General features: G+C 72.3%; 22 protein-coding genes, 3 tRNA genes and 1 pseudogene. 13 read left to right on the forward strand and 13 right to left on the reverse strand.

Annotation, left to right across the window (positions count from 1 at the left end; genetic code table 11):
• Nucleotides 1-29: 29 nt before the first annotated feature.
• Nucleotides 30-1,100: a phosphoribosylformylglycinamidine cyclo-ligase gene (purM, locus tag ACFV9T_RS24865; RefSeq protein ID WP_385444013.1), complete on the forward strand. Its 1,071-nt coding sequence runs from the start codon at nucleotides 30-32 to the stop codon at nucleotides 1,098-1,100.
• A 134-nt stretch (nucleotides 1,101-1,234) separates the two neighbouring features.
• Here purM and ACFV9T_RS24870 read toward each other — a convergent pair whose 3' ends face one another.
• Nucleotides 1,235-1,495 carry a DUF3073 domain-containing protein gene (locus ACFV9T_RS24870; RefSeq protein WP_385444015.1) on the reverse strand — a complete coding sequence of 87 codons (261 nt, stop codon included), beginning with the start codon at nucleotides 1,493-1,495 and terminating at the stop codon, nucleotides 1,235-1,237.
• A 434-nt stretch (nucleotides 1,496-1,929) separates the two neighbouring features.
• On the reverse strand, nucleotides 1,930-3,087 hold the full coding sequence (locus tag ACFV9T_RS24875) for a Leu/Phe/Val dehydrogenase (RefSeq protein WP_385444017.1): 1,158 nt from the start codon (nucleotides 3,085-3,087) through the stop codon (nucleotides 1,930-1,932).
• A gap of 176 nt (nucleotides 3,088-3,263) precedes the next feature.
• On the opposite strand from ACFV9T_RS24875, the gene ACFV9T_RS24880 reads away from it, so the two are divergent.
• Both ACFV9T_RS24880 and bldC read left to right on the forward strand, forming a co-directional pair.
• Entirely contained in the window at nucleotides 3,264-4,100 is an 837-nt protein-coding gene (locus ACFV9T_RS24880; protein WP_385444018.1) for a hypothetical protein, read from the forward strand.
• A gap of 507 nt (nucleotides 4,101-4,607) precedes the next feature.
• Entirely contained in the window at nucleotides 4,608-4,814 is a 207-nt protein-coding gene (bldC, locus tag ACFV9T_RS24885) for a developmental transcriptional regulator BldC (RefSeq protein WP_003949541.1), read from the forward strand.
• Nucleotides 4,815-5,258: 444 nt separating this feature from the next.
• On the opposite strand, the gene ACFV9T_RS24890 is transcribed toward bldC, so the two are convergent.
• The 3 genes from ACFV9T_RS24890 to hrpA all read right to left on the reverse strand — a co-directional run bounded on the left by ACFV9T_RS24890 (nucleotide 5,259) and on the right by hrpA (nucleotide 9,712).
• Nucleotides 5,259-5,456, reverse strand: coding sequence for a DUF6274 family protein (locus ACFV9T_RS24890; protein WP_385444019.1), 198 nt, complete (start codon nucleotides 5,454-5,456; stop codon nucleotides 5,259-5,261).
• 121 nt (nucleotides 5,457-5,577) lie between these two features.
• Nucleotides 5,578-5,652: transfer RNA gene (locus ACFV9T_RS24895), tRNA-Asp, on the reverse strand.
• 133 nt (nucleotides 5,653-5,785) lie between these two features.
• The gene (gene hrpA / locus ACFV9T_RS24900) at nucleotides 5,786-9,712 is read right to left on the reverse strand and encodes an ATP-dependent RNA helicase HrpA (protein ID WP_385444021.1); all 3,927 of its coding nucleotides are present in this window, start codon (nucleotides 9,710-9,712) and stop codon (nucleotides 5,786-5,788) included.
• Between the two features lie 110 nt (nucleotides 9,713-9,822).
• On the opposite strand from hrpA, the gene ACFV9T_RS24905 reads away from it, so the two are divergent.
• Entirely contained in the window at nucleotides 9,823-10,893 is a 1,071-nt protein-coding gene (locus ACFV9T_RS24905) for an ABC transporter permease (protein WP_385444023.1), read from the forward strand.
• 52 nt (nucleotides 10,894-10,945) lie between these two features.
• Here ACFV9T_RS24905 and ACFV9T_RS24910 read toward each other — a convergent pair.
• Both ACFV9T_RS24910 and ACFV9T_RS24915 read right to left on the reverse strand, forming a co-directional pair.
• Nucleotides 10,946-11,017: transfer RNA gene (locus ACFV9T_RS24910), tRNA-OTHER, on the reverse strand.
• Nucleotides 11,018-11,057: 40 nt separating this feature from the next.
• Complete coding sequence (locus tag ACFV9T_RS24915; RefSeq protein WP_385444071.1) at nucleotides 11,058-11,360, reverse strand: MerR family transcriptional regulator; 303 nt, start codon at nucleotides 11,358-11,360, stop codon at nucleotides 11,058-11,060.
• Between the two features lie 495 nt (nucleotides 11,361-11,855).
• Between ACFV9T_RS24915 and ACFV9T_RS24920 the strand changes: the two genes are divergently transcribed.
• On the forward strand, nucleotides 11,856-12,263 hold the full coding sequence (locus tag ACFV9T_RS24920) for an ATP-binding protein (RefSeq protein ID WP_385444025.1): 408 nt from the start codon (nucleotides 11,856-11,858) through the stop codon (nucleotides 12,261-12,263).
• Nucleotides 12,264-12,327: 64 nt separating this feature from the next.
• Here ACFV9T_RS24920 and ACFV9T_RS24925 read toward each other — a convergent pair.
• Nucleotides 12,328-12,399 (reverse strand) — tRNA-OTHER (locus ACFV9T_RS24925).
• A complete protein-coding gene (locus ACFV9T_RS24930; RefSeq protein ID WP_385444027.1) occupies nucleotides 12,385-13,413 on the reverse strand; it encodes a LysR family transcriptional regulator in 1,029 nt (342 codons plus the stop codon). Before ACFV9T_RS24930 ends, ACFV9T_RS24925 begins: the two co-directional genes overlap by 15 nt.
• Before the next feature lie 252 nt (nucleotides 13,414-13,665).
• Here ACFV9T_RS24930 and ACFV9T_RS24935 point away from each other — a divergent pair, with 252 nt between their 5' ends.
• The 7 genes and pseudogenes from ACFV9T_RS24935 to ACFV9T_RS24965 form a co-directional block, all read left to right on the forward strand.
• Nucleotides 13,666-14,757, forward strand: coding sequence for an aminotransferase class I/II-fold pyridoxal phosphate-dependent enzyme (locus ACFV9T_RS24935; RefSeq protein WP_385444029.1), 1,092 nt, complete (start codon nucleotides 13,666-13,668; stop codon nucleotides 14,755-14,757).
• A complete protein-coding gene (locus tag ACFV9T_RS24940; protein WP_385444030.1) occupies nucleotides 14,754-15,779 on the forward strand; it encodes a polyprenyl synthetase family protein in 1,026 nt (341 codons plus the stop codon). Before ACFV9T_RS24935 ends, ACFV9T_RS24940 begins: the two co-directional genes overlap by 4 nt.
• Nucleotides 15,776-17,698, forward strand: coding sequence for a UbiA family prenyltransferase (locus tag ACFV9T_RS24945; RefSeq protein WP_385444032.1), 1,923 nt, complete (start codon nucleotides 15,776-15,778; stop codon nucleotides 17,696-17,698). The genes ACFV9T_RS24940 and ACFV9T_RS24945 overlap by 4 nt, the downstream gene beginning before the upstream one ends.
• A complete protein-coding gene (locus tag ACFV9T_RS24950) occupies nucleotides 17,692-19,404 on the forward strand; it encodes a prenyltransferase/squalene oxidase repeat-containing protein (RefSeq protein WP_385444033.1) in 1,713 nt (570 codons plus the stop codon). Before ACFV9T_RS24945 ends, ACFV9T_RS24950 begins: the two co-directional genes overlap by 7 nt.
• Nucleotides 19,401-20,696, forward strand: a complete 1,296-nt coding sequence (locus ACFV9T_RS24955) for an FAD-dependent oxidoreductase (protein ID WP_385444035.1) — start codon at nucleotides 19,401-19,403, stop codon at nucleotides 20,694-20,696. The genes ACFV9T_RS24950 and ACFV9T_RS24955 overlap by 4 nt, the downstream gene beginning before the upstream one ends.
• A gap of 13 nt (nucleotides 20,697-20,709) precedes the next feature.
• Complete coding sequence (locus ACFV9T_RS24960; RefSeq protein ID WP_385444036.1) at nucleotides 20,710-21,570, forward strand: TauD/TfdA dioxygenase family protein; 861 nt, start codon at nucleotides 20,710-20,712, stop codon at nucleotides 21,568-21,570.
• 270 nt (nucleotides 21,571-21,840) lie between these two features.
• A pseudogene (locus ACFV9T_RS24965) lies at nucleotides 21,841-21,969 on the forward strand (cobalamin biosynthesis protein CobW); the annotation flags it as partial.
• A 121-nt stretch (nucleotides 21,970-22,090) separates the two neighbouring features.
• Here ACFV9T_RS24965 and ACFV9T_RS24970 read toward each other — a convergent pair.
• Both ACFV9T_RS24970 and ACFV9T_RS24975 read right to left on the reverse strand, forming a co-directional pair.
• The gene (locus ACFV9T_RS24970) at nucleotides 22,091-23,080 is read right to left on the reverse strand and encodes a sulfotransferase family protein (protein WP_385444038.1); all 990 of its coding nucleotides are present in this window, start codon (nucleotides 23,078-23,080) and stop codon (nucleotides 22,091-22,093) included.
• Between the two features lie 133 nt (nucleotides 23,081-23,213).
• On the reverse strand, nucleotides 23,214-24,248 hold the full coding sequence (locus ACFV9T_RS24975) for an aldo/keto reductase (protein WP_385444039.1): 1,035 nt from the start codon (nucleotides 24,246-24,248) through the stop codon (nucleotides 23,214-23,216).
• A gap of 82 nt (nucleotides 24,249-24,330) precedes the next feature.
• Here ACFV9T_RS24975 and ACFV9T_RS24980 point away from each other — a divergent pair, with 82 nt between their 5' ends.
• Nucleotides 24,331-24,954 carry a TetR/AcrR family transcriptional regulator gene (locus ACFV9T_RS24980; protein ID WP_385444040.1) on the forward strand — a complete coding sequence of 208 codons (624 nt, stop codon included), beginning with the start codon at nucleotides 24,331-24,333 and terminating at the stop codon, nucleotides 24,952-24,954.
• A gap of 30 nt (nucleotides 24,955-24,984) precedes the next feature.
• Here ACFV9T_RS24980 and ACFV9T_RS24985 read toward each other — a convergent pair whose 3' ends face one another.
• Both ACFV9T_RS24985 and ACFV9T_RS24990 read right to left on the reverse strand, forming a co-directional pair.
• Nucleotides 24,985-25,605, reverse strand: a complete 621-nt coding sequence (locus ACFV9T_RS24985) for a LysE family translocator (RefSeq protein ID WP_385444041.1) — start codon at nucleotides 25,603-25,605, stop codon at nucleotides 24,985-24,987.
• A gap of 8 nt (nucleotides 25,606-25,613) precedes the next feature.
• Nucleotides 25,614-26,375: a DUF817 family protein gene (locus ACFV9T_RS24990; protein ID WP_385444073.1), complete on the reverse strand. Its 762-nt coding sequence runs from the start codon at nucleotides 26,373-26,375 to the stop codon at nucleotides 25,614-25,616.
• Between the last annotated feature and the right edge of the window lie 81 nt (nucleotides 26,376-26,456).

The raw sequence follows: 26,456 nt of genomic DNA on the forward strand, positions 1-26,456 counted from the left end.
CGCTTCCCGAAACGAAAGATCCCAAGGTCATGTCTGAGACCACTGGTGCCAGCTACGCCGCCGCGGGCGTCGACATCGAGGCGGGCGACCACGCCGTCGAGCTGATGAAGGAGTGGGTCAAGAAGGCCACCCGCCCCGAGGTCGTGGGCGGCCTCGGCGGCTTCGCGGGCCTCTTCGACGCCTCCGCGCTCGCCCGCTACCGCCGCCCCCTGCTGGCGTCCGCGACGGACGGCGTGGGCACCAAGGTGGACATCGCGCGCCGCATGGGCGTGTACGACACGGTCGGCCACGACCTGGTCGGCATGGTCGTGGACGACCTCGTGGTGTGCGGCGCCGAGCCGCTGTTCATGACCGACTACATCTGCGTCGGCAAGGTCCACCCGGAGCGGGTCGCCGCCCTCGTCAAGGGCATCGCCGAGGGCTGCGCCCTCGCGGGCTGCGCGCTGGTCGGCGGCGAGACCGCCGAGCACCCGGGGCTGCTGGGCGCCGATGACTTCGACGTCGCCGGGGCCGGTACGGGCGTGGTCGAGGCCGACCAGGTGCTGGGCGCGGATCGCATCCGTACGGGGGACGCGGTGATCGCCATGGCCTCGTCCGGACTTCACTCGAACGGGTACTCACTCGTCCGCCATGTGCTCTTCGACCGGGCCGGCTGGGCGCTGGACCGCGAGGTTCCGGAGCTGGGCCGGACGCTGGGGGAGGAGCTGCTGGAGCCGACCCGGATCTACTCGCTGGACTGCCTGGCGCTGACCCGGACGACCGAGGTGCACGCCTTCTCGCACATCACCGGCGGCGGGCTCGCCAACAACCTGGCCCGGGTCATCCCGGACGGCCTGCGCGCGGAGGTGGACCGCTCGACCTGGACCCCAGGACCGGTCTTCGACCTGGTGGGGCGGCTCGGCTCGGTGGAGCGGCTGGAGCTGGAGAAGACCCTCAACATGGGCGTCGGCATGATGGCCGTCGTGCCGGGCGAGTCGGTGGACGCCGCGCTCACGACCCTGGCGGACCGCGGGGTCGACGCCTGGGTCAGCGGTGAGATCACCGACCGTTCGGCCGGTGACACGGAAGCGGTGACGCTGACCGGTGACTACGCGAGCTGAGCTGGCCCGCGCCGGGTGCGCGGACAGCACAGAAGCCGGTCCGAGGCGGGGTGCCCCGGACCGGCGGAGGTGCGGCGATTGCCGAGCGCCTGGAAGGGTGTGTGGATCAGCCCCGCGGATGCGGGGATACACCTTCAGGCGCGGCGACGTTGCGCGGACGGATCCGACCGGTCGTCGTCTTCGTCGTCATCGTCGTTGTACAGATCCGCGTACTGTGCGTACGGGTCATCGTCCAGCTCATCGTCATCCTCGAACGGCTCGCCATTCGGCGGCTGGTTCGATTGCGGCGATGCGCCCAGCTCCTCGGCCAGGCGTGAGAGGTCCGTCCCGCCGCTGTTGTACTTCAGCTGGCGGGCGACCTTCGTCTGCTTGGCCTTGGCCCGGCCGCGCCCCATGGCTCGACCCCCTCAACGACGGGGCTCGACGGCCCCAGAGTCTTGACACGCGTTCACGTTCATGAATCGGAGCGGACTCCCCTAAGAGAGACCGGTCCGTAGGGCTTCAACGGTACCTGCTTCTGTGGCCATACGGTACGTCGCCCACACGACGTGCCACGGTGCAGAACCCGCGGGGAGCCCCGTCCCCGCTGGTCAGCTGCGATTTTAACCTGTCTCCGGGGCCGACCCGCCGACAGGCCGTGAGGGATCTCTCGCCGAGGGCCCCGCACGGGGCGTTACGGCCCGCTCCGAGGGGCGTTCTCCCGTTTCCCGCACGGCCTGTCGAAGCATCCCGAGAGCATCCCTGGGCGTCACTCAAGCGGCGCCCGGGCGACGCCCAGGTGTCCCCCGGGCGGCGCTCAGGCCGTGCTCAGGCGCAGCTCAGGCACCTCTCAGGGGGCGTTGTGGCCCTCCGCCATCCGGTGTTCGGCGAGCCGGTCGGCGGCGGCCGCGGGCGGAATCCCGTCGGTCCGGGCCCGATCAAAAATGGCCAAAGTTGTGTCAAAGATCTTTGACGCCTTGGCCTTGGCCCGCTCGAAGTCGAAACCGTGCAGTTCGTCCGCGACCTGGATCACACCGCCCGCGTTCACCACGTAGTCCGGCGCGTAGAGGATCCCGCGGTCGGCGAGGTCCTTCTCGATGCCCGGGTGGGCGAGCTGGTTGTTGGCCGCGCCGCACACCACCTTCGCGGTCAGGGCGGGCACCGTGTCGTCGTCCAGCGCGCCGCCGAGGGCGCACGGCGCGTACACGTCGAGGTCGGCGCGGATCAGCGCGCCGGTGTCCCGGACCGCCTCGATCCGGGGGTGGCGGGCCAGCACGCGGTCGACCGACTCGGCGCGCACATCGGTGACGACGACCTCGGCGCCGTCTTCGAGCAGGTGCTCCACCAGGTGGTGGCCGACCTTGCCGACGCCCGCGATGCCCACCCGGCGGCCGCGCAGCGTGGGCGCGCCCCAGGAGGCCTGGGCGCTGGCCCGCATGCCCTGGAAGACGCCGTAGGCGGTCAGTACGGAGGAGTCGCCCGCGCCGCCGTTCTCGGGGGAGCGGCCGGTGGTCCAGGGGCACTCGCGGGCGACCACGTCCATGTCGGCGACGTAGGTGCCCACGTCGCAGGCGGTGACGTAGCGGCCGCCGAGGGAGGCCACGAAGCGGCCGTAGGCGAGCAGCAGCGCTTCGGTCTTGATCTCCTCGGGATCGCCGAGGATCACGGCCTTGCCGCCGCCGTGGTCGAGCCCGGCCAGCGCGTTCTTGTAGGACATGCCGCGGGCGAGGTTGAGTGCGTCGAGGACCGCCGCTTCCTCGGGGTGCTCCTCGGCGCTGTAGGCGTGGAAGCGGGTGCCGCCGAGGGCGGGGCCCAGGGCGGTCGAGTGGAGCGCGATGACGGCCTTCAGACCGCTCTCCCTGTCCTGGCACAGGAGGACCTGCTCATGGCCGCCCAGATCGGAGCGGAACAGTATCGACAGGGGTGAGAGAGGGTGCGGCACGCGACTCTCCGTCGGACCGTCGACGCTGACGGTGTGACGTACGTCGGTCACGGTGGTGACTCCCATAGGTCGGGTAAGGCGCCCTCCGTGCTGGTGGGGAGGGCCGGTGGGCACGAGCGTAAGCCCTGGGAGGGCGCGGGAGCGGCCATGTCCCCGACGAGTCCGGATGGTGGTCGTGGGACGATGCCGTGAGCAGGGGGTAGGCAACTCCTGGCGGTGGTATCGGCCTTGAGGGAGCGCGTGTGACCTTGGCGTCTTCGGTGATTGTCCCGTATGCGGCGTATCTCCGTGTCTATGAGCCACTGGCCGCTTTTCCCGAGCCGGAGCGCGCCCACTGGGCGCGCTACGCCAAGCGCGACGACCTCCCCGGCTCACAGGACGAGCTGCGGCGCTCGCTCGCGGACCTGCTGCCGGTGCCGCCGGTGCCGGTTCCGGTGCACGAGAGCGCGGACGCCTTTGTGGCGCTCGTGGACGGCGTCACATGCGTCTGTCCGTGGCGGACGCGGCTGCGCGGCTGGTTGGCCCTGGAAGAGCTGTCCGAGCGCCTTCCCGGCCCCCTCCTGGACGCCGCGCTGCCTCCCGTGGTGCGCCGGCAGGCCGCCTCGGACTACGAGCAGTGGCTGGAGCGCAACCCGGACGCCCGTCCGTGGATCCGCTCGGCGACCTGGCATGTCCCGGTCCGCTGGTTCGTTCTCTTCGCGGACGAGGAGCGCGAGTACACCAAGGGTGACGAGGGTCTCATCCTGCGTTACCGCACCCCGATGGTCCAGGCCAGGAGGCGGGTCGCCCGCGGGCTTAAGGTGCTCAAGGAGGCTCTCGGCGAGGGGCCGCTCATCGACGGCCTGGTGGACGTGGGCCGGTGGCTGGAGGAATTTCATCCGCGGTCGCTGGTCGAACTGGACTACGGCGGTCTGGTGCACGTGGTGCCCGCCGGACAGCTGGAGGAAGACCGCTCGGCGGCGGACGTGGCGGAAGGGCTCGCGGCACTGAGGGACGGGGACGGGGAGCGCGCCGGCAGCGCGTACGAGCGGCTGACCGACCGGTGGAGCGAGATCAGGAACCGGCAGAACGCCAGCTGAGGTGGACCGGGTCCGGGGAAAACGGATCCATCGGGCGGCCGGGTGCGTCAGAACCGGAGCGGGGGGACGTAGGTCCCGATCCGGGCCATTACGTCAATGGTGATCTAAAGCACTGACTTCGGGTCTTGCGGCAATCCCCCATCCTCGTGTCAAAATAGGACAAGGAGTCCGGGAAGTTCTCCTTCCGCCCAAGTATGGGCGGATTCATCGGTATTGCACTCCTTGGCGGATCTGATACCCCTGATCCTGTTGTGACTGATCGTCACGGCCGCGTGACTGTCCGTTATGGCATGGTCCATCGGCTTCCGTCGAGGTTGGACACCTGAGAGGGCAATTCCATCGGTTTGGCCGACGGGGCTGGACAGATGGTGTAGTTGTAGTGCCGAGGACAAGCCGTTCGTCCTATAACCGACTCGGCCCGCGTCCGCCATTTCGGGCAACGCGGGTCAAGGTGCAGAATTTAGAGGAAAGAACCGTGATGGTTCGGTTCTCCCGAGGAGGCCGCTCATGACCGCTCGCACCCCTGATGCCGAGCCGCTGCTGACCCCGGCTGAGGTTGCCACCATGTTCCGTGTGGACCCGAAGACGGTCACGCGCTGGGCCAAGGCAGGCAAGCTCACGTCCATCCGCACGCTTGGAGGGCACCGGCGCTACCGCGAAGCGGAGGTCCGTGCACTTCTCGCGGGCATCCCGCAGCAGCGCAGCGAGGCCTGAATAACCGCATAACCGGGCATATCCGGGCCCCCCAGCCCGGCTTTCGCCTGTATGGCTCCACCACGACGGGTGCCTGCCCCAACAGGCCATCACCGCTCGACATGGGTGCGTCGTAGATCGCGCTGGACTCCGCCGGGTCCAGCGCGATCTTTTTGTGCCCGCGTTCTGTCCGCGTCCCGCCCGCGTCCGCCCGTGTCCGCCCGTGTCGCGGGTCGGCCCATGGGGTCGGGGACGGGGCTGAGGAGGGTCTTGACGGCCCCGCGCGGGGTGTCGGACCGGGGGTACTGGGAAGGTCCGGGAATGGCCCGGACAGAGGGTGCAATTGCACATATTAAATTGACCTGTTGTGAGGCGGGTGTAAGTTACCCCACTCTCAGGACGCGGCCGGTGACTCCCGTCACACGGTTCAACGCTTGTCGATTTCCGGATAACTACGGTAAGGGCTTACTGAGTTGATGGCCCATCGGAGCCCACCGGCCCGGACGGCTCCCCGGGCGCCGACTCCTCGGCCGCTGGCTCCATCGCGAGCCGCAGCAGCCGATGGCAGACCGGGCAGTGCCGGGTGAAGTGGCGGTAGCCGGAGGCGGCCGCCAGATGGGCCCGCAGAAGCGCCCTGGTCTCATGTTTCGCGGTCGTCGTCATGTGCCGCACCTCCCGGCCAGCCCCACGCCACCTTCTAGTCTGGGTACCGCCGCGCGCGGGTCGCCGTCAAGACGACCGAAGGCCCGGATCCTTGTGCGGATCCGGGCCTTCGGGTGTTGTGCGGTCCTGACGGGATTTGAACCCGCGGCCTCCACCTTGACAGGGTGGCGAGCACTCCAAACTGCTCCACAGGACCATCAGTGACGCTCCACAGCCTTTTCGCTGTGTGCTTCGCTGTGGTGCGTCACAGACTCTACAGCAGGTCAGGGGGTGCGGTCGAACTCGCGCCCGCCCGGCCCGTCCGGCGGTGCCGGAGGCCGGGAAGAGGGCTACGGAACCACCGCGTCGATGGCCTTCACGATGCGCTTGTCGGAGACCGGATAGGCCGTGCCCAGGGCGTGCGCGAAGTAGCTGACCCGCAGCTCCTCGATCATCCAGCGGATCTCCAGTGCCTCTGTCGGCACCGGGCGGCCCGCCGGGAACTGCTCCAGCAGCCAGGCGTACTCGTCCCGCATCTCCTTCACCTTCGCCATCCGGCTGCGGTCCCGCTCGGCGTTGGTGGGGAGCTGCTGGAGGCGGCGGTCCACGGCCACCAGATAGCGCATGAGGTCCGGGAGGCGGCGTACCCCGTGGGCGGTCACGAAGCCCGGCTTCATCAGCTCCGAGAGCTGTTCCCTGACGTCTGTGAGGGACGGCAGCAGCACCGGGCTCTTGATGCCCTTCAGCCGCCGCTCACACGCCTGCCAGGCCGCCAGCACCTCCTGGACCTTCCGGACGGTGTCCAGCGTGGCGTCCGCGAGGTCGGCCCGGACCGCGTCGAAGAGCTTGCGGAACGATTCCTCGTCCCACGCCGGTCCGCCCCGGGCCGCGATGAGCCGGTCGGCGGCCGCGGCGACGCAGTCGTCGAAGAGCGCCGCGATGCTGCCGTGCGGGCTGCTGGACAGGGCCAGCTTGGCCTGGTTGGTCAGCTTGCCCTGGGCGAACTTCGCCGGGTTGGACGGCAGCTGGAGCAGGATCAGCCGCCGGGTGCCCCGCCACATCGCCTGCCGCTGCTCGGGCTCGGTGTCGAAGAGCCGCAGCGCCACCGACGCGCCCTCGTCCACCAGCGCCGGGTACGCCTTGACCGGCTGGCCGCCGCGGCGGGTCTCGAAGGTGCGCGGCAGCGTGCCGACCGTCCACGAGGTCAGCCCGGCGCGCTGCTCGATACCGGCGGACTCCTTCGAGGACTCGAACGCCTTGGAGATCGCCGCCCGGGTCTTCGGCCGCAGCCGCTGCTTCAGCGCCTCCAGGTCCTTGTCCTCGGCGAGCTTGCGGCGCCGCTCGTCGACCACCCGGAAGGTGATCTTCAAGTGGTCGGGGACCTTGGCCGGGTCCCAGTCCTCCGGCTCGATCCGCACCCCGACCATCCGGTGCAGCTCCCGGCCCAGCGCCGCCGTCAGCGGCTCCTGGAGCGGCACGGTGCCGTCCAGGAAGCGGGTGGCGTAGTTCGGCGCCGGGACGTAGTGGCGGCGCACCGGCTTGGGCAGCGACCGGATCAGCTCGGTGACCAGGTCCTCGCGCAGCCCCGGGATCTGCCAGTCGAAGCCGTCCGGGGTGACCTGGTTGAGCACCTGGAGCGGGATGTGGACGGTCACGCCGTCCGCGTCCGCCCCCGGTTCGAACTGGTACGTCACCCTGAACTTGAGCTTCCCCTGACGCCAGGAGTCCGGATACGCGTCCTTGGTGACGCCCTGCGCCCGCTCGTTGATGAGCATCGACTTCTCGAAGTTGAGAAGCTCCGGCTCGTCCCGGCGCTTGTGCTTCCACCAGGAGTCGAAGTGCGCCCCGGACACCACGTGTTCCGGGATGCGCTGGTCGTAGAAGTCGAACAGCGTCTCGTCGTCCACCAGGATGTCGCGACGCCGGGCGCGGTGCTCCAGCTCCTCCACCTCGCCCAGCAGCTTCCGGTTGTCCTGGAAGAACTGGTGGTGGGTGCGCCAGTCGCCCTCGACCAGGGCGTTGCGGATGAACAGGTCGCGGCTGGTCTCCGGGTCGATCCGGCCGTAGTTGACCTTCCGCTGGGCGACGACCGGGACGCCGTAGAGCGTGACCCGCTCGTACGCCATCACCGCCGCCTGCTTCTGCTCCCAGTGCGGCTCGCTGTAGGTGCGCTTGACCAGGTGCTGGGCCAGCGGCTCGATCCACTCCGGCTCGATCTTCGCGTTGACCCGCGCCCACAGCCGGGACGTCTCGACCAGCTCCGCCGACATGACCCAGCGCGGCGGCTTCTTGAACAGCGCCGACCCGGGGAAGACGGCGAACTTGGCGCTCCGCGCGCCCAGGTACTCGTTCTTCTCCGTGTCTTTCAGCCCGACGTGCGACAGCAGCCCGGACAGCAGCGACTGATGGATGGGGTCCGGCGCCGCGTCCTGCTCGGACAGCTGGATGTCCATGGTCTTGGCGACCGTGCGCAGCTGGCTGTAGATGTCCTGCCACTCGCGTATGCGCAGGTAGTTCAGGTACTCGTTGCGGCACATGCGGCGGAACGCGGACGAGGACAGCTCCTTCTGCCGCTCCCGGATGTACTTCCACAGGTTGAGGAAGGCCAGGAAGTCGCCCGACTCGTCCTTGAACCGGGCGTGCTGCTGGTCCGCCTGCGCCTGCTTGTCGGAGGGGCGCTCGCGCGGGTCCTGGATGGAGAGCGCCGCCGCGATCACCATGACCTCGCGGACACAGCCGTTGCGGTCCGCCTCCAGCACCATCCGGGCGAGCCGGGGGTCCACCGGCAGCTGGGCGAGCTTCCGGCCGACCGGGGTGAGCCGCTTGCGCGGGTCCTTCTGCTTGCCGTCCAGCGCGTGCAGCTCCTCCAGGAGCTGGACGCCGTCCTTGATGTTGCGCCGGTCCGGCGGGTCGATGAACGGGAACTTCTCGATGTCGCCGAGCCCCGCCGCGGTCATCTGGAGGATGACGGAGGCCAGGTTGGTACGGAGGATCTCGGCGTCCGTGAACTCCGGGCGGGTGAGGAAGTCGTCCTCGGAGTACAGCCGGACGCAGATGCCGTCGCTGGTCCGGCCGCAGCGGCCCTTGCGCTGATTGGCGCTGGCCTGGCTGACCGGCTCGATGGGCAGCCGCTGGACCTTGGTGCGATGGCTGTAGCGGGAGATCCGGGCCGTGCCCGGGTCGATCACGTACCGGATGCCGGGGACGGTTAGCGAGGTCTCCGCGACGTTCGTCGCGAGGACGATCCGGCGGCCGCTGTGTCTCTGGAAGACCCGGTGCTGTTCGGCGTGCGACAGCCGCGCGTAGAGCGGCAGCACCTCGGTGGATCTCAGCTGCTTCTTGTTCAGCGCGTCGGCCGTGTCCCGGATCTCCCGCTCGCCGGAGAGGAAGACCAGGACGTCGCCGGGCCCCTCGGCCTGCAGTTCGTCCACGGCGTCGCAGATCGCGGTGATCTGGTCCCGGTCGCTGTCCTCGCCGCCCTCCTCCAGCAGCGGCCGGTAGCGCACCTCGACCGGATACGTACGCCCGCTGACCTCGACGATCGGCGCGTCCCCGAAATGGCGGGAGAAGCGCTCCGGGTCGATGGTCGCGGAGGTGATCACGACCTTGAGGTCGGGGCGGCGGGGGAGGAGCTGGGCCAGATAGCCGAGCAGGAAGTCGATGTTGAGGCTGCGCTCATGGGCCTCGTCGATGATGATCGTGTCGTACTGGCGCAGCTCGCGGTCGGTCTGGATCTCGGCGAGCAGGATGCCGTCGGTCATCAGCTTGATGTGGGTGTCCTGGCTCACCTGATCGGTGAAGCGGACCTTCCAGCCGACGGACTCGCCGAGCGGCGTCCCGATCTCGTCCGCGATGCGCTCGGCCACGGTGCGGGCCGCGATCCGGCGGGGCTGGGTGTGGCCGATCAGTCCCTTGACGCCGCGGCCCAGCTCCAGACAGATCTTGGGGATCTGCGTCGTCTTCCCGGAGCCGGTCTCGCCCGCGACGATCACCACTTGGTGATCGCGGACGGCCGCGAGGATGTCGTCCTTCTTCTGGCTGACCGGCAGCTCTTGCGGATAGGTGACGTCCGGTACGGCGGCGCGGCGGTCCGCGACCCGCAGCTCCGCCCGCTCGAAGTCCTCGGCGATCTCGCCGAGCACGGCCGTACGGGCCTCGGGCTTACGGATCCGGCGGGCGCCGTCGAGTCGGCGCCCCAGCCGCTGCTGGTCGCGCAGCATCAGCTCGGGGAGCCGCTCCAGGAGGGCGGGCAGGGCGGGGGCAGGAGTCGTGGACATACGGACCCCAGGATCTCACCTCGGCAAAACGACTGGCGAACCATTTCCGCCGGGTGTTGTCCGGGCCACGTCGCGCGATATGCCGGGAGTGTCCGATCTAGCGTGGGCGCATGGCGGACGACGACTCCCCGGAGGCCCGGTCTCCCGAGGCCCGGCCCCCGGAGGCCCGGCCCCCGGAGGCCCGGTCTCCGTGGACCCGGTTCAAGCACAGCCCGTTCTTTCCGGCCACGGTCATCGTGCTGATCATCTCGGCGGGCGCGGGGCTCTTCGCGGGCTCGTACACCTTCGCCTTCGCGAACCCCACCCCGCGCCAGATCCCCGTCGCCGTCGTCAGCGCCCACCCGGGCGACGCCCCGCCGAGGCGCTTCGTCGCCGGGATGGAGAAGGCCCTGGACACGTCGCTGCGGCTGCGCCGCGAGCCGTCGTTCGGCCGGGCCCGCTGGGCCGCCGAGGAGCAGCAGATCTTCGGGATCCTGCGGACGCGCGGCCGCGGCGTCGAGCTGGACCTGTCCTCCGCCGCGGGCGCCAGCGTCGCCGAGGTGCTCGGCTCGGCCGGTACGAAGGTGGGCCGGGCGGTGGGCGTGCCCGTCGCCGTACGGGACCTGAACCCGCTCCAGCCGGGCGATCCCCGGGGGCTCGCGGTCTTCTACATCTCGCTGGCCGCGGTGATCATGGGCTTCCTCGGCGCGGTCCAGCTGAGTGTCAACGCCGCCGCCCTGAGCCCGGCCGCGCGGATCGCCTTCACCGTCGCGTACGCCCTGCTCGGCGGCTTCGTTATCGCCGCGATCGTCGACTGGGGGCTCGGCGCGCTGGATCTGCCCTTCGCCGGGTCCTGGGGGATCCTCGCCCTGACCATGTTCACCTCGGGGATGGTCTTCTCCATGTTCAACGTCCTGTTCGGACGCTGGGCGCTCATCCCCACCTGGGGGCTGATGGTCCTGCTCGGCAACCCGTCGTCGGGCGGTGCGGTCTCCTGGCCGCTGCTGCCGTCGCTGCTCGGTACCGTGGGCCGCTGGCTTCCGCCGGGCGCCTCCGTCAACGCCCAGCACACGGCCGTCTACTTCGGCGAGCACCAGCACGCGTTCCCGTTCCTGGTGCTGGCCGGGTGGTCGCTCGTCTCCACCGCCGTCTTCTGGACCTGGCGCCACCGCCACCCGGGCGGGACCACACCGTCCGCGTGAGTGCCCGGACGCGAAAAATCCCCCTCCTTCAAGGAAGGAGGGGGATTCTCTATGGAGCGCCGAGCAGGCCTTGCACCTACATCCCTCGTTTGGAGACGAGTATCTTGCCTTAGACGACCGACGCATCAACTTCCGCCCCTCGGGGCGGCGTTGCAAGATCTACTTTAACCCATCCGGGGGCCCGTCGCGCAATCGCCGTCGCGCCGGGGCTCCACGGCGCCGCGCCGCAGGTCGTCGTTGTCGCGCCGGGCCTCTTCGAGCTGGTCTTCCAGCATGACGATGCGGCACGCGGCGTCGATCGGGGTGCCCTGATCGACCAGCTGCCGGGCGCGGGCGGCGATGCGCAGCTGGTGGCGGGAGTAGCGGCGGTGGCCGCCCTCCGAGCGCAGCGGGGCGACCAGACCGGCTTCGCCGATGGCCCGCAGGAAGGCCGGTGTGGTGCCGAGGAGGTCGGCGGCACGGCCCATGGTGTACGCGGGGTAGTCGTCGTCGTCGAGCCGGTTGTGCTGGCTGTCTTCGGCCACTGACACCTCTCATCCGTCCTGTCGTCGGTCGCGCGTCGAGGGGCCCTGGTGCCGTTTCGGCTCCAGGGCCCCGAGGGGTTCAACACCATTTTCCGCGGACTCGTCTGCGCAGACGAGTGTGCGGGGATCGCGGATTTCTGACCGGGGACCACCTTCCCTTCCGGGGCGTGCGGTACCCGAGCGGCCTCAGCTCTGCGCCCGGGCGATCCTGATGGTGTCCGCCTCCTTGTCGTCGGTGTGCCGCGCCTCATCGGGCGCCGTGACTACGACAGGGAATCTAACTCCGGTATCCCACCGATGTCTACATCCGCCACGACAGATTTTTGTCGGTACGGACGGTCGAGGGCCTGGTGTGCCCGGACCAAGCGTGCGAAGCGGCGGAGCGGGCAGACGAGCCTCTGCAAAGGGCACATCCGAAGCAACCAGGGGTGTACGCGTATGAACGCCACGAAGATCGCCAGCGCTCGGCCCACGGCCTCCACCGTGGTGCGGGGTGACAGCCCTGGCGGAATTCACCGCGCCCGCGCCGTCGCCCGCGCCTTCACCCGGGGGCTCAGTCCGGCCCCGGCCCCGGACGCGACCGACGCGATACTCCTGGTGGTATCCGAGCTGGTCACCAACGCGCTGCGGCACGGGGGCGGCCGGTACACCCTCGAACTCTCCGCCGGTCCGGACGTGGTGACGGTCGCCGTCAGCGACCCGAACCCGGCGGCTCCCCGGGCCCGTCCGCCCGATCTGAACACCGGCACCGGCGGCTTCGGCTGGCATATGGTCCGCCGGCTGGCCCGGGAGGTGACGATCACCCGGGGCCAGGGCAAGACGATCTACGCGAGCCTCGCCCGCTGACCGCGACCCGCGACGGGCGCACGCAAAAAATCCCTCCCCTGGCGAACAGGAGAGGGATCTTTCATGGAGCGCCGAGCAGGCCTTGCACCTACATCCCTCGTTTGGAGACGAGTATCTTGCCTTAGACGACCGACGCATCAACTTCCGCCCCTCGGGGCGGCGTTGCAAGATCTACTCTACCCCATCGCGGCACCCCGCTGTCCCCGTCCGCCGCGAGGTGGTCCTCCACCGCCTCCCGCAGGGCCGCGAGCAGCGCCTCCACCGCGGGCGTCCGTCGCGCCTCCGCCCGCAGCAGGGCGTGCACGCGGCGCGGCGGCCAGCCGCGCAGGGGGCGGGCCACCACTCGCGGGTCGGGCCTCGGCGGCAGCGCCAGGCCCTCCGCCACGGCCGCGCCCACGCCGTGTGCGACCAGGTCGTGGGCGGTGGCGGGGTCGTTGGTGATGGCGACGGTACGGGGCTCGAAGCCCGCCCGGGCGCAGGCGGCGGTGAACTCCTCGCGGTCCTCGTCCAGCACCCAGGCCTCGTCGGCCAGCGCGCTGAGGGGGATCGTCCGCAGGTCGGCCAGCGGGTGGTCGTACGGGAGCAGTACGCAGCGCGGGTCGCTGATCAGCGGGAAGTCCACCACATCGGCGTCGGGGTCGGCTTCGGCTTCGGAATCGGTTCCCGTCCCGTGGCCGGGCTCGTCCGGGCGGGAGCCGTCGCGGACGCTCACCAGGGCCACGTCGGACGTCCCGTCCCGCAGTGAGCGGTACGCGTCCGGGGAGGTGGCCCGCTCCAGGACGATCTGTACGTCGGGCCGGGCGGACCGCAGCCGCGCCACCGCGCCGGGCAGCAGCGAGGCGCAGGCGCTGTGGATCGCGGACACCCGCACCATGCCGCGCGCGTGGGCGGCGTACGTACGGAACTCGTCCTCGACGGCGCCCAGCGCGGACAGCACCACCTCGGCGTGCTGGGCCAGGCGGCGGCCCGCCGGGGTGAGCCGTACGCCGCGCCCCGACCGGACCGCGAGCTGCACGCCGATGGTGCGTTCCAGCGCGCGCATGCGGTAGCTGACGGCGGGCTGGGTGTAACCCAGCAATTCGGCGGCGGCGGTGTAGGAACCCGCGCGCGCCACACCGGCTATGACAGCTAACTGATGGATGTCGAGCACATGAACCACTGTAAAAGGCGTTTATGGATGCCGGGAAGATCCTTATTGGACGTAGGTCCCGGCGCCCTCCACACTCATGGAGGCGGCTGAGCGACGGCCGCTGGTCAACACGCTGTTCGCGTGGGCTGGGCCCGCTGAGCCCATTTTCGTATTCTCCGCCGCTTCCACCACCGACCACCCCCATCATTCGGTGTGCTGCCGATCCAAACCTTGCGGGATTTCCCTAGAATTTCCGCGGATTGGAATGGAACAATGTCTGACAAAGACGGCTGGAACAGAATGCAGCCGGTGCTCGCCCAGGGCGCCGTACAGCATCAGATGTCGCTGAACGAGACCTTCCACCCACCCCTTCCAGCCGTCTTGCGGGCCGTCCAGGACACCGCCGCCGACGCCCACCGCACCCTTGACGCGCTGGGGTTCGGTCTGTCCCGGACCATCGCCGAGCACCTGGGGGTGGAGCCCGGGGACGTGGCCGTGGGGCCCGGCTCCGGCGCCCTGCTCCAGCTGCTGTTCACCGCCCACACCGGGCCGGACACCCACACCGTGCACGCCTGGCCGTCCTGGGAGGCGTACCCGATGATGGCGGCCAACGCCGCCTCCGGCACCGTGCGGGTGCCGCTGCGGGACGAGACCCACGACCTGGCGGCGATGGCGGCGGCCGTCACCGAGCAGACGCGGCTGGTCATCGTCTGCAACCCCAACAACCCCACCGGCACCGCCGTCGGCCAGGCGGCGCTGCGGCGTTTCCTCGACCTGCTGCCCTCCCACGTCACCGTGCTGATCGACGAGGCGTACATCGACTTCGCCGACCCGGACGCCGCCGCCGTCGCCCATGGCATCGAGCTGTACCGGGAGGACGAGCGGGTGTGCGTGGTGCGCACCTTCTCCAAGTCGTACGGCCTGCTCAGCCTGCGCGTCGGCTACCTCGTGGGGCATGAGCGCGCCCTCGCGCCGCTGCGGGGCGCCCTGACCTTCTACCGGGTCGGCGCCGCCGCCCAGGCCGCGGCCGTCGCCGCCCTCGCCGAGTCCGCCGCGATCCGCCGCCAGTGCGAGGAGACCGCCCGCGAACGGGAGCGGCTGCACGGCGCCCTGGCCGAACAGGGCTGGCAGGTGACGCCCAGCCAGGCCAACTTCCTGTGGCTGCCGATGGAGTCCGGCGTCGAGCGCTTCACCCAGTTCTGCGCGGACCACGGCGTCCTGGTGTGCGGCAAGCCGGGCGAGGGCGTACGGGTGACCATCGCCGAGCCCGCGGCCAACGACGCGTTCGCGCAGCTGGCGGCCAAGGCACGGGAGTTCGGCGGGCCCCCGGGAGGCGCGGCCCCCTCCGGCGGGGAGACCCCGTGACGGCCGCCCCGCACACCACGGTGACCGCCCCGGCGGATCCGCTCTCCCCCGCCCACCCCACCCTCGCCCGGCTGCTGCGCGACCTCGAATCCCGCTGGCCGTCCGGCGACGAGCGGGTCCACCGGATATCCCGCTACGCCCTGCTGCCCGCGGGCAAACTGCTGCGCCCGCTGCTGCTCGTGGAGTCGGCCAGGGCCGTGGGCGGCGGCTACGAGGAGAGCCTGCCCGCCGCGCTCGGCGTGGAGTACCTGCACACCGGGTCGCTGGTCCACGACGACGTCATCGACGGCGACGCGCTGCGCCGGGGCCGTCCCACGGTCGTGGCGCGGTACGGCGTCGCGGACGCCGTCGTCACCGGCGACGCCCTGATCATGGGCATGTTCGGCGCCGTCGCCGAGTGCGCCGACCAGGGCCTGCCCGCCGACCGGCTGCTGGAGGCCGTACGGGTCCTGGCCCGCGCGGGGGGCGACCTGTGCCGGGGCCAGGCGATGGAGGCCGAGCTGTCCGGGGACGCGGCCTGCGGACTCGACCGCTACCTCACGATGATCTCGCTCAAGACCGGCGCGCTCTTCCGTGGCTCCTGCCACGCCGGGGCCCTCCTCGGCGGCGCCGACGCCCCCTGGCAGCGGGCCCTCACCTCGTACGCCGAACACCTCGGGCTCGCCTTCCAGATGCACGACGACCTGCTGCCGTACACCAGCGAGACGGCGGCCACCGGCAAGTCCGGCTTAAGCGACACCGCCAACGGGCGCCCCACCTTCCCCGTGCTCATGGCGTACGAACGGGCCGGTGCCGCCGAGCGCGAGGCGCTGCGGACCGCGCTGCGGGGCACGCTGCCCGCGCAGGACGCCTACGACTCCGTACGCGGCGTCCTGGACTCCACCGGCGCGCTGCGCGCCGCCCGCGAGCGGGCCAGGGCGGAGGTGGCCCACGCCAAGGACTGCCTCGCCGAACTGCCGCCGACCGAGGGCTCCGCCGCGCTCGCCGCCATCGCGGACTTCTCCGCCGACCGGGAGCGGTGACCGTGCCCGGGGCGCTCGCCACCGGGGCCTGGGCGCACGTTTGGGCGCACTTACAGACCTGGCGGCTGTACACCCTCTCCTACCCGGGCCTGGTGGGCCTGGCCGGTGCCGCACTGGCCGACGGCTCGCCCCCGGCGGCGCACCTGTGGGCCGCCTGGGCCGTACCGACCCTCAGCTGGATCGCCGGGCACTACCTCGGCGACTACTTCGACCGCCACTTGGACGCCATCGGCAAGCCGCAGCGCCCGATCCCCTCGGGGCGGCTGAGCCCCCGCGCGGCCGTGGCCTCCGGCGTGCTGTGCGCCCTCGCGGCCGCCGTGATCACCGCGCTCGCCGCCTGGACCGCTCTGCTGCTGGTCGCGGCGGGGATCGCGGGCATCGTCGCGTACAGCAAGGTGTTCAAGGGCCGCGGGCTGTCCGGCAACGCGGTGCGGGGCGCGCTGACCGCGCTCACCGTCGTCTTCGGCGCGATGACCGCCGGAGGGGAGCCGCGCTGGCCCGCCGTCCTGCTCGCCGCCCTCGCCTTCTGGTGCCATGACACGGCGTCCAACCTGGTCGGCACCCTCCGCGACGTCGACGGCGACCGCAGCGGCGGCTACCACACGCTTCCGGTGCTGCGGGGCGTCCGCTACGCGGCGCGCACCGCCGCCCTGCTGTACGCCGCCGCGATCGTCACCGCCATGGTCTGCGTCGCGTTCGCCGCCCCGGCCGGGCGGCCCGCGTTCGCCGCCCTGCTGGCCGTCGCGGCGGCCTGCGGCACCGCCGCCTTCACCCCGCTGCTGCGCGGCGCGGCCCCGCTGACCCAGGTCCGGGCGCTACGGGCCCACGAGGTGCTGGTCGCCGAACGGCTGATCCTGGCGGGCGCGGTGCTTGCTGGCGGCTGGCCCCTGCCCCAGACCCTGGCGGTGCTGATCCCCCTCCTCACCCTCAGCGTGCTGACCCAGGCCACATTGCGCGCCCACCACGAAATCCCCCCGGACGGCTGGGAGGGGCAGGGCCCTCCCGCCACCACCGACGCCGCGCCCCCGCGCCCGGCCACCGCCGAGGGCGCGGGCCCCCGCCCGGGTGCTGCTGATGCTGCGACTCCCCGCTCGGGGGCCGCTGAGGCTGCGGGGGCCCGCCCAGGCACCGCCGAGGCCGCAGCTCCCCGCCCGGGTGCTGCTGAGGGCGCGGGCCCCCGCTCGGGCGTCACTGATGCTGCGGCTCCTCGCGCGGGTGCCGCTGACGGCGTGGCTCCCCGCTCGGGTGCTGCTGAGGCAGTGGCCCCCTGCTCGGGCGTCACTGATGCTGCGGCTCCTCGCCCGGCTGCCGCTGACGGCGTGGCTCCCCGCTCGGGTGCTGCTGATGCTGCGGCTTCCCGTGCGGGTGCTGTTGACGGTGTGGGCCCCCGCTCGGGCGTCACTGATGCTGCGGCTCCTCGCGCGGGTGCTGTTGACGGCGTGGCTCCCCGCTCGGGTGCTGCTGAGGCAGTGGCTCCCTGCTCGGGCGTCACTGATGCTGCGGCTCCTCGCCCGGCTGCCGCTGACGGCGTGGCTCCCCGCTCGGGCACCGCCGAGGCTGCGGCTCCCCGCTCGGGCACCGCCGAGGCTGCGGCTCCCCGCTCGGGCACCGCCGAGGCTGCGGCTCCCCGCCCGGGCGCCGTCGAGGCCTCGGGCCCCCGCCCGGGTGCCGCTACGCGCGCGGAGCAGCGCGCGGATCCGGGCCCGCGCCAGGGCCCCGATCCGCTCCCGGCCCCGGAACCGGGCCTGCGCCCGCAGTTGGACCCGGGTCAGGACTCGGGTCTGCTCCCGGAATCGGGCCCGCGCCCCGACCCGGCCCCAGCCCCGGGACAGGGCGCCTACCGGCGTCCGCCCCGGCTCCCCGACCCTCGCCACACCCTCCGCGCCGCACTACGGAAGGACCGTCCGAGCCCATGGTGACCTCACCCCTGACCGACCGGATCGACGCCGCCGTCACCGCCGGTGCCGAGGCGCTGTTCGCCCGGCGGCGGCCGGACGGTGTGTTCGCTCCCGACGCGACGGAAGACCGGTTCTCCCCGGCGAACACCGCCCTCGCCCTCATCGCCCTGCACCTCGCCGGGAGCGGCGGCGCGCTCCTCACCCGGGGCGCCGACCGGCTCGTCAAGGCGCAGCGCGACAGCGGCGGCTGGGCCATGCGCGGGGTGGCCGACGAGGTGCTGACCACCGCCGTCGTCACCGACGCGCTCGACCTGGTCGCCCCCCGCCACGCGGCCCCCGCCGTACGCGCCGGGCGGCAGCGGCTGGCGCAGCTGGGCGGGCCCGAGGCGCTGCCGGAGCCGGTGATGGCGGGGCTGATCCGGCAGTTCGACGCCCTCGCGGGGCGGCTGGACGAGGCGTCGCTGCCCCGCCTCCCCCTGGAGTTGCTGCTGCTGCCCGGCCCCGCGCGGCGGCTGCTCAGCCTGCGGCTGCCGATCCTCGCGAGCATGGCGCTCGGCCAGGCCACCGTGCGCCGGGGCACCCAGGGCCTGGTGCGGCGGCGGCTCAACGCGCTGGCCCGGCCCGCCGCGCTGGCCGTCGTGCGCGAGGCGTACGAACGGGAGGGCACGAGCGGGTCGTTCAGCACCGACCCCTGGCTGACCGGCCTCATCTGCGTCGGCACCACCCGTTCCGGCCTCGCCCCGGACATCGTCCAAAGCGCCACCGCCTGGCTGCGGGAGGCGGCCGACGCGGACGGCGGGTGGGAGCTGATGCCGCTGGACGTCACCTGGTCGAGCTTCGCCGCCGCCGCCCTCCTGGAGGCGGGGTACGCGGACGACCCGCGCCTGACGCCGACCCGCGCGATGTTCCATGAGCGCCAGCAGAACGCCCCGTTCGCCGCCCTCGCCTGCCCGCCCGGCTACTGGGGCTTCTCCAGCGCGCACAGCTGGCCCATGGCGCTGGAGACCGCCGAGATCAGCTCGGTGCTGCTGCGCCTCCCCGGCGGCGGCAACGACTCGCACGTACGGCGCGGCATCGACTGGCTGACCCGGACGCAGGACTCCGCGGGCTCCTGGAGCCTGGCCGTACGGAACAGCAAGCCGGGCGGGTTCGGCCCCTGCCCGCAGATGACGGCCAAGGCGGTCCGCGCGCTGCTCGACGACGGCGCGCGCCCCGACGACCGGCGCGTGGCGAAGGCCGTGCGCTGGCTCATCGGGCAGCAGCGGACGGGAGGTTCGGCGGACGGTTCGTACGAGGCCCTCTGGTACCGGGGCCGCACGGCGGGCACGTCGGTCGTACTGGAAACCCTGTGCCGCACGGTCGGCGCCGGGCATCCGGCGGCCGGGCGGGCGGCCGCGTGGCTGCTGCGCACCCAGCACGACGACGGCTCCTGGGGCGGCGCCTCGGCGGGCGCGGACGGCGCCCCTCCGGGCACGGTCGAGGACACCGCCTGGGCGCTGTACGCGCTGCTCGCCGCGGGCCACGACCCCGGCTCACAGCCCGTGACGGCCGCCGCCCGCTATCTGACGGACGCCCAGCGGCCGGACGGCGGCTGGGCCGGATCGCCGGTGAACGAGTACATCCGCTTCTGCTACCGCTACGCGGACGACGTGATCGCCTCCGGCCTCGCGCTCCGCGCCCTGGCCCGGCTGCGGACGGCCACCACGCCCCGGGAGGCCTCCGCATGAGCGAGCCGAGTACGCAGAACACCCCATACGACGCCGTCGTGTGCGGCGCGGGCGCCGGAGGGCTCGCCTCCGCCCGCGCCCTGGGCGCGCTGGGCCTGCGCGTCCTCGTCGTCGACAAGCAGCCGAAGCTCCGCCCGGTCGCCAAGGGCGAGGTGCTGCAGCCCGGCGCGCTGCGCGTGCTGCGCCGCTGGGGGACCGAACGGCTGCTGGAGCAGCGGGCCGGGGTGCGGCTGGGCCACCTGGTGGTGCGCGATCCGGCCGGGGCGCCGCTGATGGCGCTGGACTACGGGCAGCTCCCCGAGGGCGACCGGTGGCTGCTCTCCCACGACCACCTCACCATCCTGGACGCGCTGGCCGAAGGGCTCGGCCCGACCGTCGAGGTGCGCCGGGGCGCCCTGGTCGAGGAGGCCCTGCACGACGACGGCTCGGGCCGCGTCACCGGCGTGGCGGTCACCGAGGGCGGACGGCGGTACGAGGTCCACGCGCCGCTGACCGTCGCGGCGGACGGCATCTCGTCCCGGCTGCGCCGCGCGGCGGGCATCGAGGCCCGGCGGGTGGACTACCCGCACCGGCTGGTGTCGTTCGACCTCGCGGGCGCGCCCCGCCCGGACGACTTCTCCGCGTACCTCAGCCCGCGCGGGCTGAGGCTGGTGTACGCGCTGCCCGGCGACCGGGTGCGGCTGTACGTCCAGACCGCGCCCGACGAACTGCGCGGCAGCCGCGACCGGGCCGCCCTGGCCGCTTGGGCGGAGGGGGTGGTGGCGGAGGTTCCGGCGCTGGAACCCCTGTCCGGGCCGCTGCTGGCCGGTCTGGACAGCAGACAGCTGCTGCCCGTGTCCCGATTCCTCTCGCCCCGGCTGGCCGTCCCCGGGATGGCCTTCGTCGGCGAGGCCGCGTACGCCGTGCACCCGATGGCCGCCCAGGGCATGAACACCGCGATCACCTGCGCGGCCGCCCTGGCCGACCAGCTCGCCGACCACCTCGGCACAGCCGCGCCCTCCGCCGCCACCGTGGACGCGGCGCTCCGCGCCTACCAGGCCGAACGGCGGCCGGTCCTCGCCCAGGCCGCCACCACCAGCGACAACGCGGCCCGCATGGTCACCGATCTGACCTGGCGCGGCCGGGTCGTGGGGCGGCGGGCGGTCCGCTTCACGGGGCGCAATCCCCGGCTGTTGCACACCGTCACGTACAACATGTCCGGCCTGGGCCCCCGGCCGATGACGTTCCTGGACCGCCTCCACCAGCTGGGCGTCCTGCCCGACCCGCGCGCCCACCGTATCCCCCAGACCTGAAAGGGCAGTGTTCATGCAGAAACAGGAAGCAGTCGTACGCCCGGTGTCCGGCGCCCTCGGCGCGGAGATCTTCGGGATGGATCTGACGAACGTCAGCGACGCCGACTTCGAGCGGATCCGCGAACTGCTGCTGCGCTACCTGGTGATCTTCTTCCCGGACCAGTCCCACCTCACCCCGGAGGCCCACATCGCCCTCGGCAAGCGCTTCGGCGAGGTGGAGACCCACCCGTTCCTGCCGAAGGTCGAGGGCTACCCGGAGCTGGCGCTGATCGAGTCCGACAAGGGCGGCAAGGCCGACGAGTGGCACATCGACGTCACCTTCAGCCCCAACCCGCCGGTCGCCTCGATCCTGCACCTGGTCACCTGCCCGGAGTCCGGCGGCGACACGATGTGGAGCAACCAGTACCTGGCGTACGAGACGCTGTCCGAGCCGTACCGCGAGATGCTCGACGGGCTGACCGCCGTCCACGTCCTCAAGGCGCCCGAGGTCGGCGAGATGAAGGCCGAGCACCCGGTGGTGCGGGTCCACCCGGAGACCGGGCGCCGCTCGCTGTACGTCACCCGCATGTGGTCGTCGCACATCCCGCAGCTCAGCAGGCACGAGAGCGACTCGGTCCTGCAGTTCCTCTTCGAACACTCCGAGCAGCCGATCTTCAACTGCCGCTACCGCTGGCAGCCCGGCGCGGTGGCCATGTGGGACAACCGGGCGACCCAGCACCTCGCCATCAACGACTACTCCGCCTACCGCAAGGGCCAGCGGGTCACCATCCTGGGCGACCACCCGACCGGTGACGCCCCCCGCTGGAAGGAGTACGAGCGCCGAGGCGACGAGCGCTACTACCCGCGCCGCGTCAACGCCAAGGCGGGCTACTGACGGAGGCTCCGCCGCACGCACGGCCCCGGGCGGCGGTACCAATATGCGGCTCCGCCGCGTGGCGGGCTCCACCCCGGCCCCGCTCCTCAAACGCCGGAGGGACTGGGGCCGGGCCCGTCCCCGGCCCCGAGGGCCGTACGGCGCGCCGCGCCCCCGCCCCGGGTACGGCGCGCCCCGCCCGGGGTACGGCGCGGCCCGCCCCGGGGACGGCGCGCGGCCCCGGCCCCGCGCCTCGCCCCTGCGCCGGGCCACCGGCCTCGTGTCGGGTAAGCGGTCGACCCGGCGCTGGTCGTGCCGTACCTCGCCAACGGCGACAACCTCGCCGACACCGGCCTCGCCGCCGCCCCGACCGATCAGCGCACCGTGGCCGATACCGTCGCCCGGCAGCGTCCCCGGCCCCGCGGGCCGTACGGCGCGGCGCGCCCCGCCCCGGGTACGGCAGGGCGCGGACCCGGCCCCGCGCCTCGCCCCCGCGCCGGGCACCGGCACGGCCCGCGCCCCGTCGTACAACAGGCGCGCCCTACACCCCCAGCGCCCGCGCCCCCGCCCGGCAGCTCTCCCGCAGCGCCGCCAGCTCCGCGGGCGGCAGCCGTTCGGCGCTGCCGCGCCGCCCGCCGTCCAGCAGCACGCGCGCCCCGGCCAGCCACCCGGACAGCGGCTCGACGCCCAAGTGAGCCGCCAGGCGGGTGAGTTCGGCGTCGGGGGCGTCGAGCAGCGCCTCGTACGACAGCGGCAGCACCAGCCCGGCGGGCAGCGCGTCGAGGTACGCCATCCCCTCGACCACCGTGTCCGACCACAGCCGCCCGAACGCGGACACCGGCACCGGCCGCGTCAGCAGCGGCTTGACCTCGGCGCTCTCGTCGCTCATCAGCGCGGCCAGCTCGCCCGGAACGTCGCCGCCCTCCCGCATCAGCTGGATCATCCGGAAGCCGGGGTGGCGGCTCATCGACAGCGCGCAGTCGGCCCCGTCCCGGTACAGATGGACGAACCGCGCCTCCGGGAACACCTCCCGCAGCCGGGGCACCAGCCGCAGCGAGAACCCGGACCGCTCCACCACCGCCCGGCTGTCGAACCGCTCGGCCAGCGCGTCGAACAGGGCCCGGTGATGGTCCCCGACCGGCCCCCGGGGCCGCGCGCCCAGCACCGGCCGCAGCGCGTCGAACAGCGCGTCCGGGTCGTCGCTCAGATGCGGCAGCGTCGTCAGCGCCACCGCCGGTATCCCGCTCCCCTCCGCCCCCTCCGCCGAGAACCGCCCGCCGAGGCCGGGATACGTGTGCTCCGGCAGCCCGAAGCCCTCCCGGATCAGCCGGTTCGCGAACACCGGCGGGCTCGCCAGGATCTCCCAGAACTCCTCCCCGGACAGCGGCCCCTCGGGCAGCGCGCCCGGCTCCAGCGAGGCCATCAGCTCACTCAGGCTGAGGACGTGAGGGTGCAGACGCAGCACCTCCGACAGGGCGGTGGAGCCGCACCGCCCGGTTCCGACGACGAAGGTCAACGGCCGTGACGCCATGTCTCTCCCGGGGTATGAGGGGGCGGGGCATGAGGGGGCTGCCGGAACCACCCGAACGACCGGCCCCGGACTCTGCCGCGCCCCTACCCACCCGCCCCGCCCATACCCCTGCGCCCGCCCGTTACCAGGGGTATCACCACACCGGCGGGTTGAGCCGGGCGAAGCCTTCCTGTCGCTGGTACGGGAAGTACGGATAGGGAGCCGTCCTGCCGCTCGCCGCGTCGAGCCGCGCCATCTGATCGGGCGTCAGCGCCCAGCCGACGGCACCGAGGTTCTGGCGGAGCTGCTCCTCGTTACGGGCGCCGATGATGACGGACGAGACGGTCGGCCGCCGCAGCAGCCAGTTGATGGCGATCTGCGGTACGGCCCGCCCGGTCTCCTCCGCGATCTCGTCGAGCGCGTCGACCACGCCGTAGAGGTGGTCGTCCTCGACGGGCGGGCCGTAGTCGGCCGTCCGGTGCAGTCGGCTGTGCGCGGGCAGCGGCTCGCCCCGCCGGACCTTGCCGGTGAGCCGCCCCCAGCCCAGCGGGGACCAGACGAGCGCCCCGAGCCCCTGGTCGAGCCCGAGGGGCATCAGCTCCCATTCGTAGTCGCGGCCGATGAGGGAGTAGTAGACCTGATGCGCCACATAGCGCTGGTGGCCGCGCGCGTCGGCGAGCGCGAGGGATTTCATCGTCTGCCAGCCGGAGAAGTTGGAGACCCCGGTGTAGCGGACCTTTCCGGCCCGTACGAGGTCGTCCAGCGTGGACAGGACTTCCTCGACGGGCGTACCGGCGTCGAAGGCGTGCAACTGGAAGAGGTCGATGTAGTCGGTGCCGAGGCGGCGCAGGGCCTTCTCGCACGCGGTGATCAGGCGCGACCGGGAGGTACCGGCGTCGCCCGGTCCGTCTCCCGTCGGCAGGCCGGTCTTGGTGGACACGATCACCCGGTCCCGGCGGCCCTTGATCGCTTCGCCCAGCACCTCCTCGGAGGCGCCGTCGGAGTAGACGTCGGCGGTGTCGAACATCGTGAGCCCCGCGTCGAGGCAGATGTCCACGAGGCGGCGCGCCTCACGCGCGTCGGTGCTGCCCCAGGCGCCGAACAGCGGCCCCCGGCCGCCGAAGGTCCCGGCCCCGAAGCTCAGCTCCGGGACCTGGAGCCCGGATGCGCCCAGCCGTCTGTATTCCATGACCAGCCCCTCTAACGGTTCTGTGGTTCCGTTAGCCTGAAACGTAGCAGGGAAAGCAGGCTAACGGAACAGGAGTCCCGTTATGGCGGGCGCTGAGATGGCGGATCCGGGAACGGTCCGCCCTGGCGGACGTACGGCCAGGGTCAGGACGGCGGTGCTGCGGGCGGCCGGGGACACCCTCGCCGAGCAGGGCTTCGCCCACCTCGACCTCGCGGACATCGCGCGCCGCGCCGAGGTGGGCCGTACGACCGTCTACCGCCGCTGGTCCACGGTGACCGGCCTGGTGGCCGACCTGCTGACGGACATGGCCGAGCAGTCGCTCCCGCGCACCGAGACCGGCTCGCTGCTCGGCGACCTGACCGCCAACGCCCGCCTCGTGCAGCGGACCTTGGCCGACCCGCGGCAGGGCGCGCTGTTCAAGGCGGTGATCGCGGCCGCCGTCTGCGACCCGAAGACGGCCGAGGCCCTGCACCGCTTCTACGAGATCCGGGTCCAGGAGTGGGCGCCCTGCGTCCAGCAGGCCGTCGACCGCGGGGAGATCCCCGAGGACACCGACCCCCACGAGGTGATCCGGGCCGTCTCCGCCCCCCTCTACCACCGCCTCCTGACCAGCGGCCTCCCGCTGGACGAAGCGGCCGCGGACCGCGCCGCCGAGGCCGCGGTGGCGGCGGCGCGGGCGGGGGCGTACGCGCGTCAGACGGCCTGAACAAGGCCGTTCCCCTCACCGGGATGAGGCTCAGCCCCGCGTCGCGGCGACCTTCACCCCGAACCCGATCAGCACGACCCCGGTCACCCGGTCCAGCGCCCGCTGCACGGCGGGCCGTTCGAAGAAGCCGCGGGCCTTGGCCAGCAGCATCACGTACCCGGCGAGATAGACGGCGGTGATCGTCGCGTGCAGCAGCACCAGGATCGCCATCCCCAGATGGGGCGAGAGCCCGTCCGGGGCGAGCGTCGGCAGCAGCCCCGTATAAAAGACGGCGATCTTCGGATTGAAGACATTGCTGAGCAGCCCCGTGCGCCAGGGATGACCCGCCGGAGCGCCCGCGCCCGCCGCCGGTGCACCGCCCTGCCCGCGCCGACTACGCAGCAACGACTGCACCCCGAGCACGATCAGATACGCCGCTCCGGCCAGCTTCACCACGGTGTACGCCACGGCCGACGCGGCCAGCACCGCCGCCAGCCCCACCAGCGTGAGCACACCCCACACCAGCAGCCCGGTCGTGATCCCGGCGGCCGTCCGCAAGCCGTCCCGCCAGCCGCACGAGACGGCCCGCTTCGTCACCACGGCCATGTCCGGCCCGGGCACCACGGTCAGGACGGCGAGCACCCCGGCAGCGGCGCAAAACTGTACGAACATGTGTCGCATCATCGCACTGGTCTGGGCACCGCTCCAGGCCGCTGTACGGCGGCCACCAGCACCACCGTGACGCTGACCAGCAGCGCCCATGCCCCGAACTTCTCCACCGCGACCGGCTGCCACCCGTCGAGCTGGTTCGGGTAGCGCCAGGCCCCCACGTACGTGGCGATGTTCTCGGCCAGCCACAGGAAGAAGCCGATCAGCGCGAACGACACCGCGAGCGGCATGCGGTAGCGCACGCTCCCCACGGTGAACCGCACCGACGTACCGGCGGTGACCGCCACCAGCAGCACGGCGAGCACCCAGCGCACATCGGGCAGCCAGTGGTGGCTGAAGAAGTTCACATAAACCGCCGCGGCCACCACCGCCGTCGGCCACGGCCGATAACGCACCAGCTCCAGATCATGCAGCCGCCAAGCACGACAGACGTAACTCCCCAGCGCCGCGTACAGAAACCCGCCGTACAACGGCACCCCGGCGAACTTGAACACCGCGGGCTCCGGATAGCTCCACGACCCGAGCGACACCTTCACCAGCTCAAACGCCAGCCCGATCGCATGGCACACCGCGATGATCGCCACATCCCGCCCGGTCTCCCACCCGCACCACCGGAACACCACGGTGAGCAGCAGCCCGTAGACCAGCAACAGGTCATACCGGGCCACCGGCAACCGCGGCACCACCGCTGACGCCGCGACCCCGGCGAGCAACGCCACGGCGAACGCACAACTGCGCGTCTGCAGCCGAGCGAAGCACACCAACTGCCGCACAATCCCCAAAGCACTGCCCACGCCCCCAGTGACGCCCCCAACCCCCCACCGGGTTGCCCTCCCGCACCACCATCCGACGCG

It is taken from the genome of Streptomyces sp. NPDC059850 (genome assembly GCF_042731515.1).
Classification (GTDB): domain Bacteria; phylum Actinomycetota; class Actinomycetes; order Streptomycetales; family Streptomycetaceae; genus Streptomyces.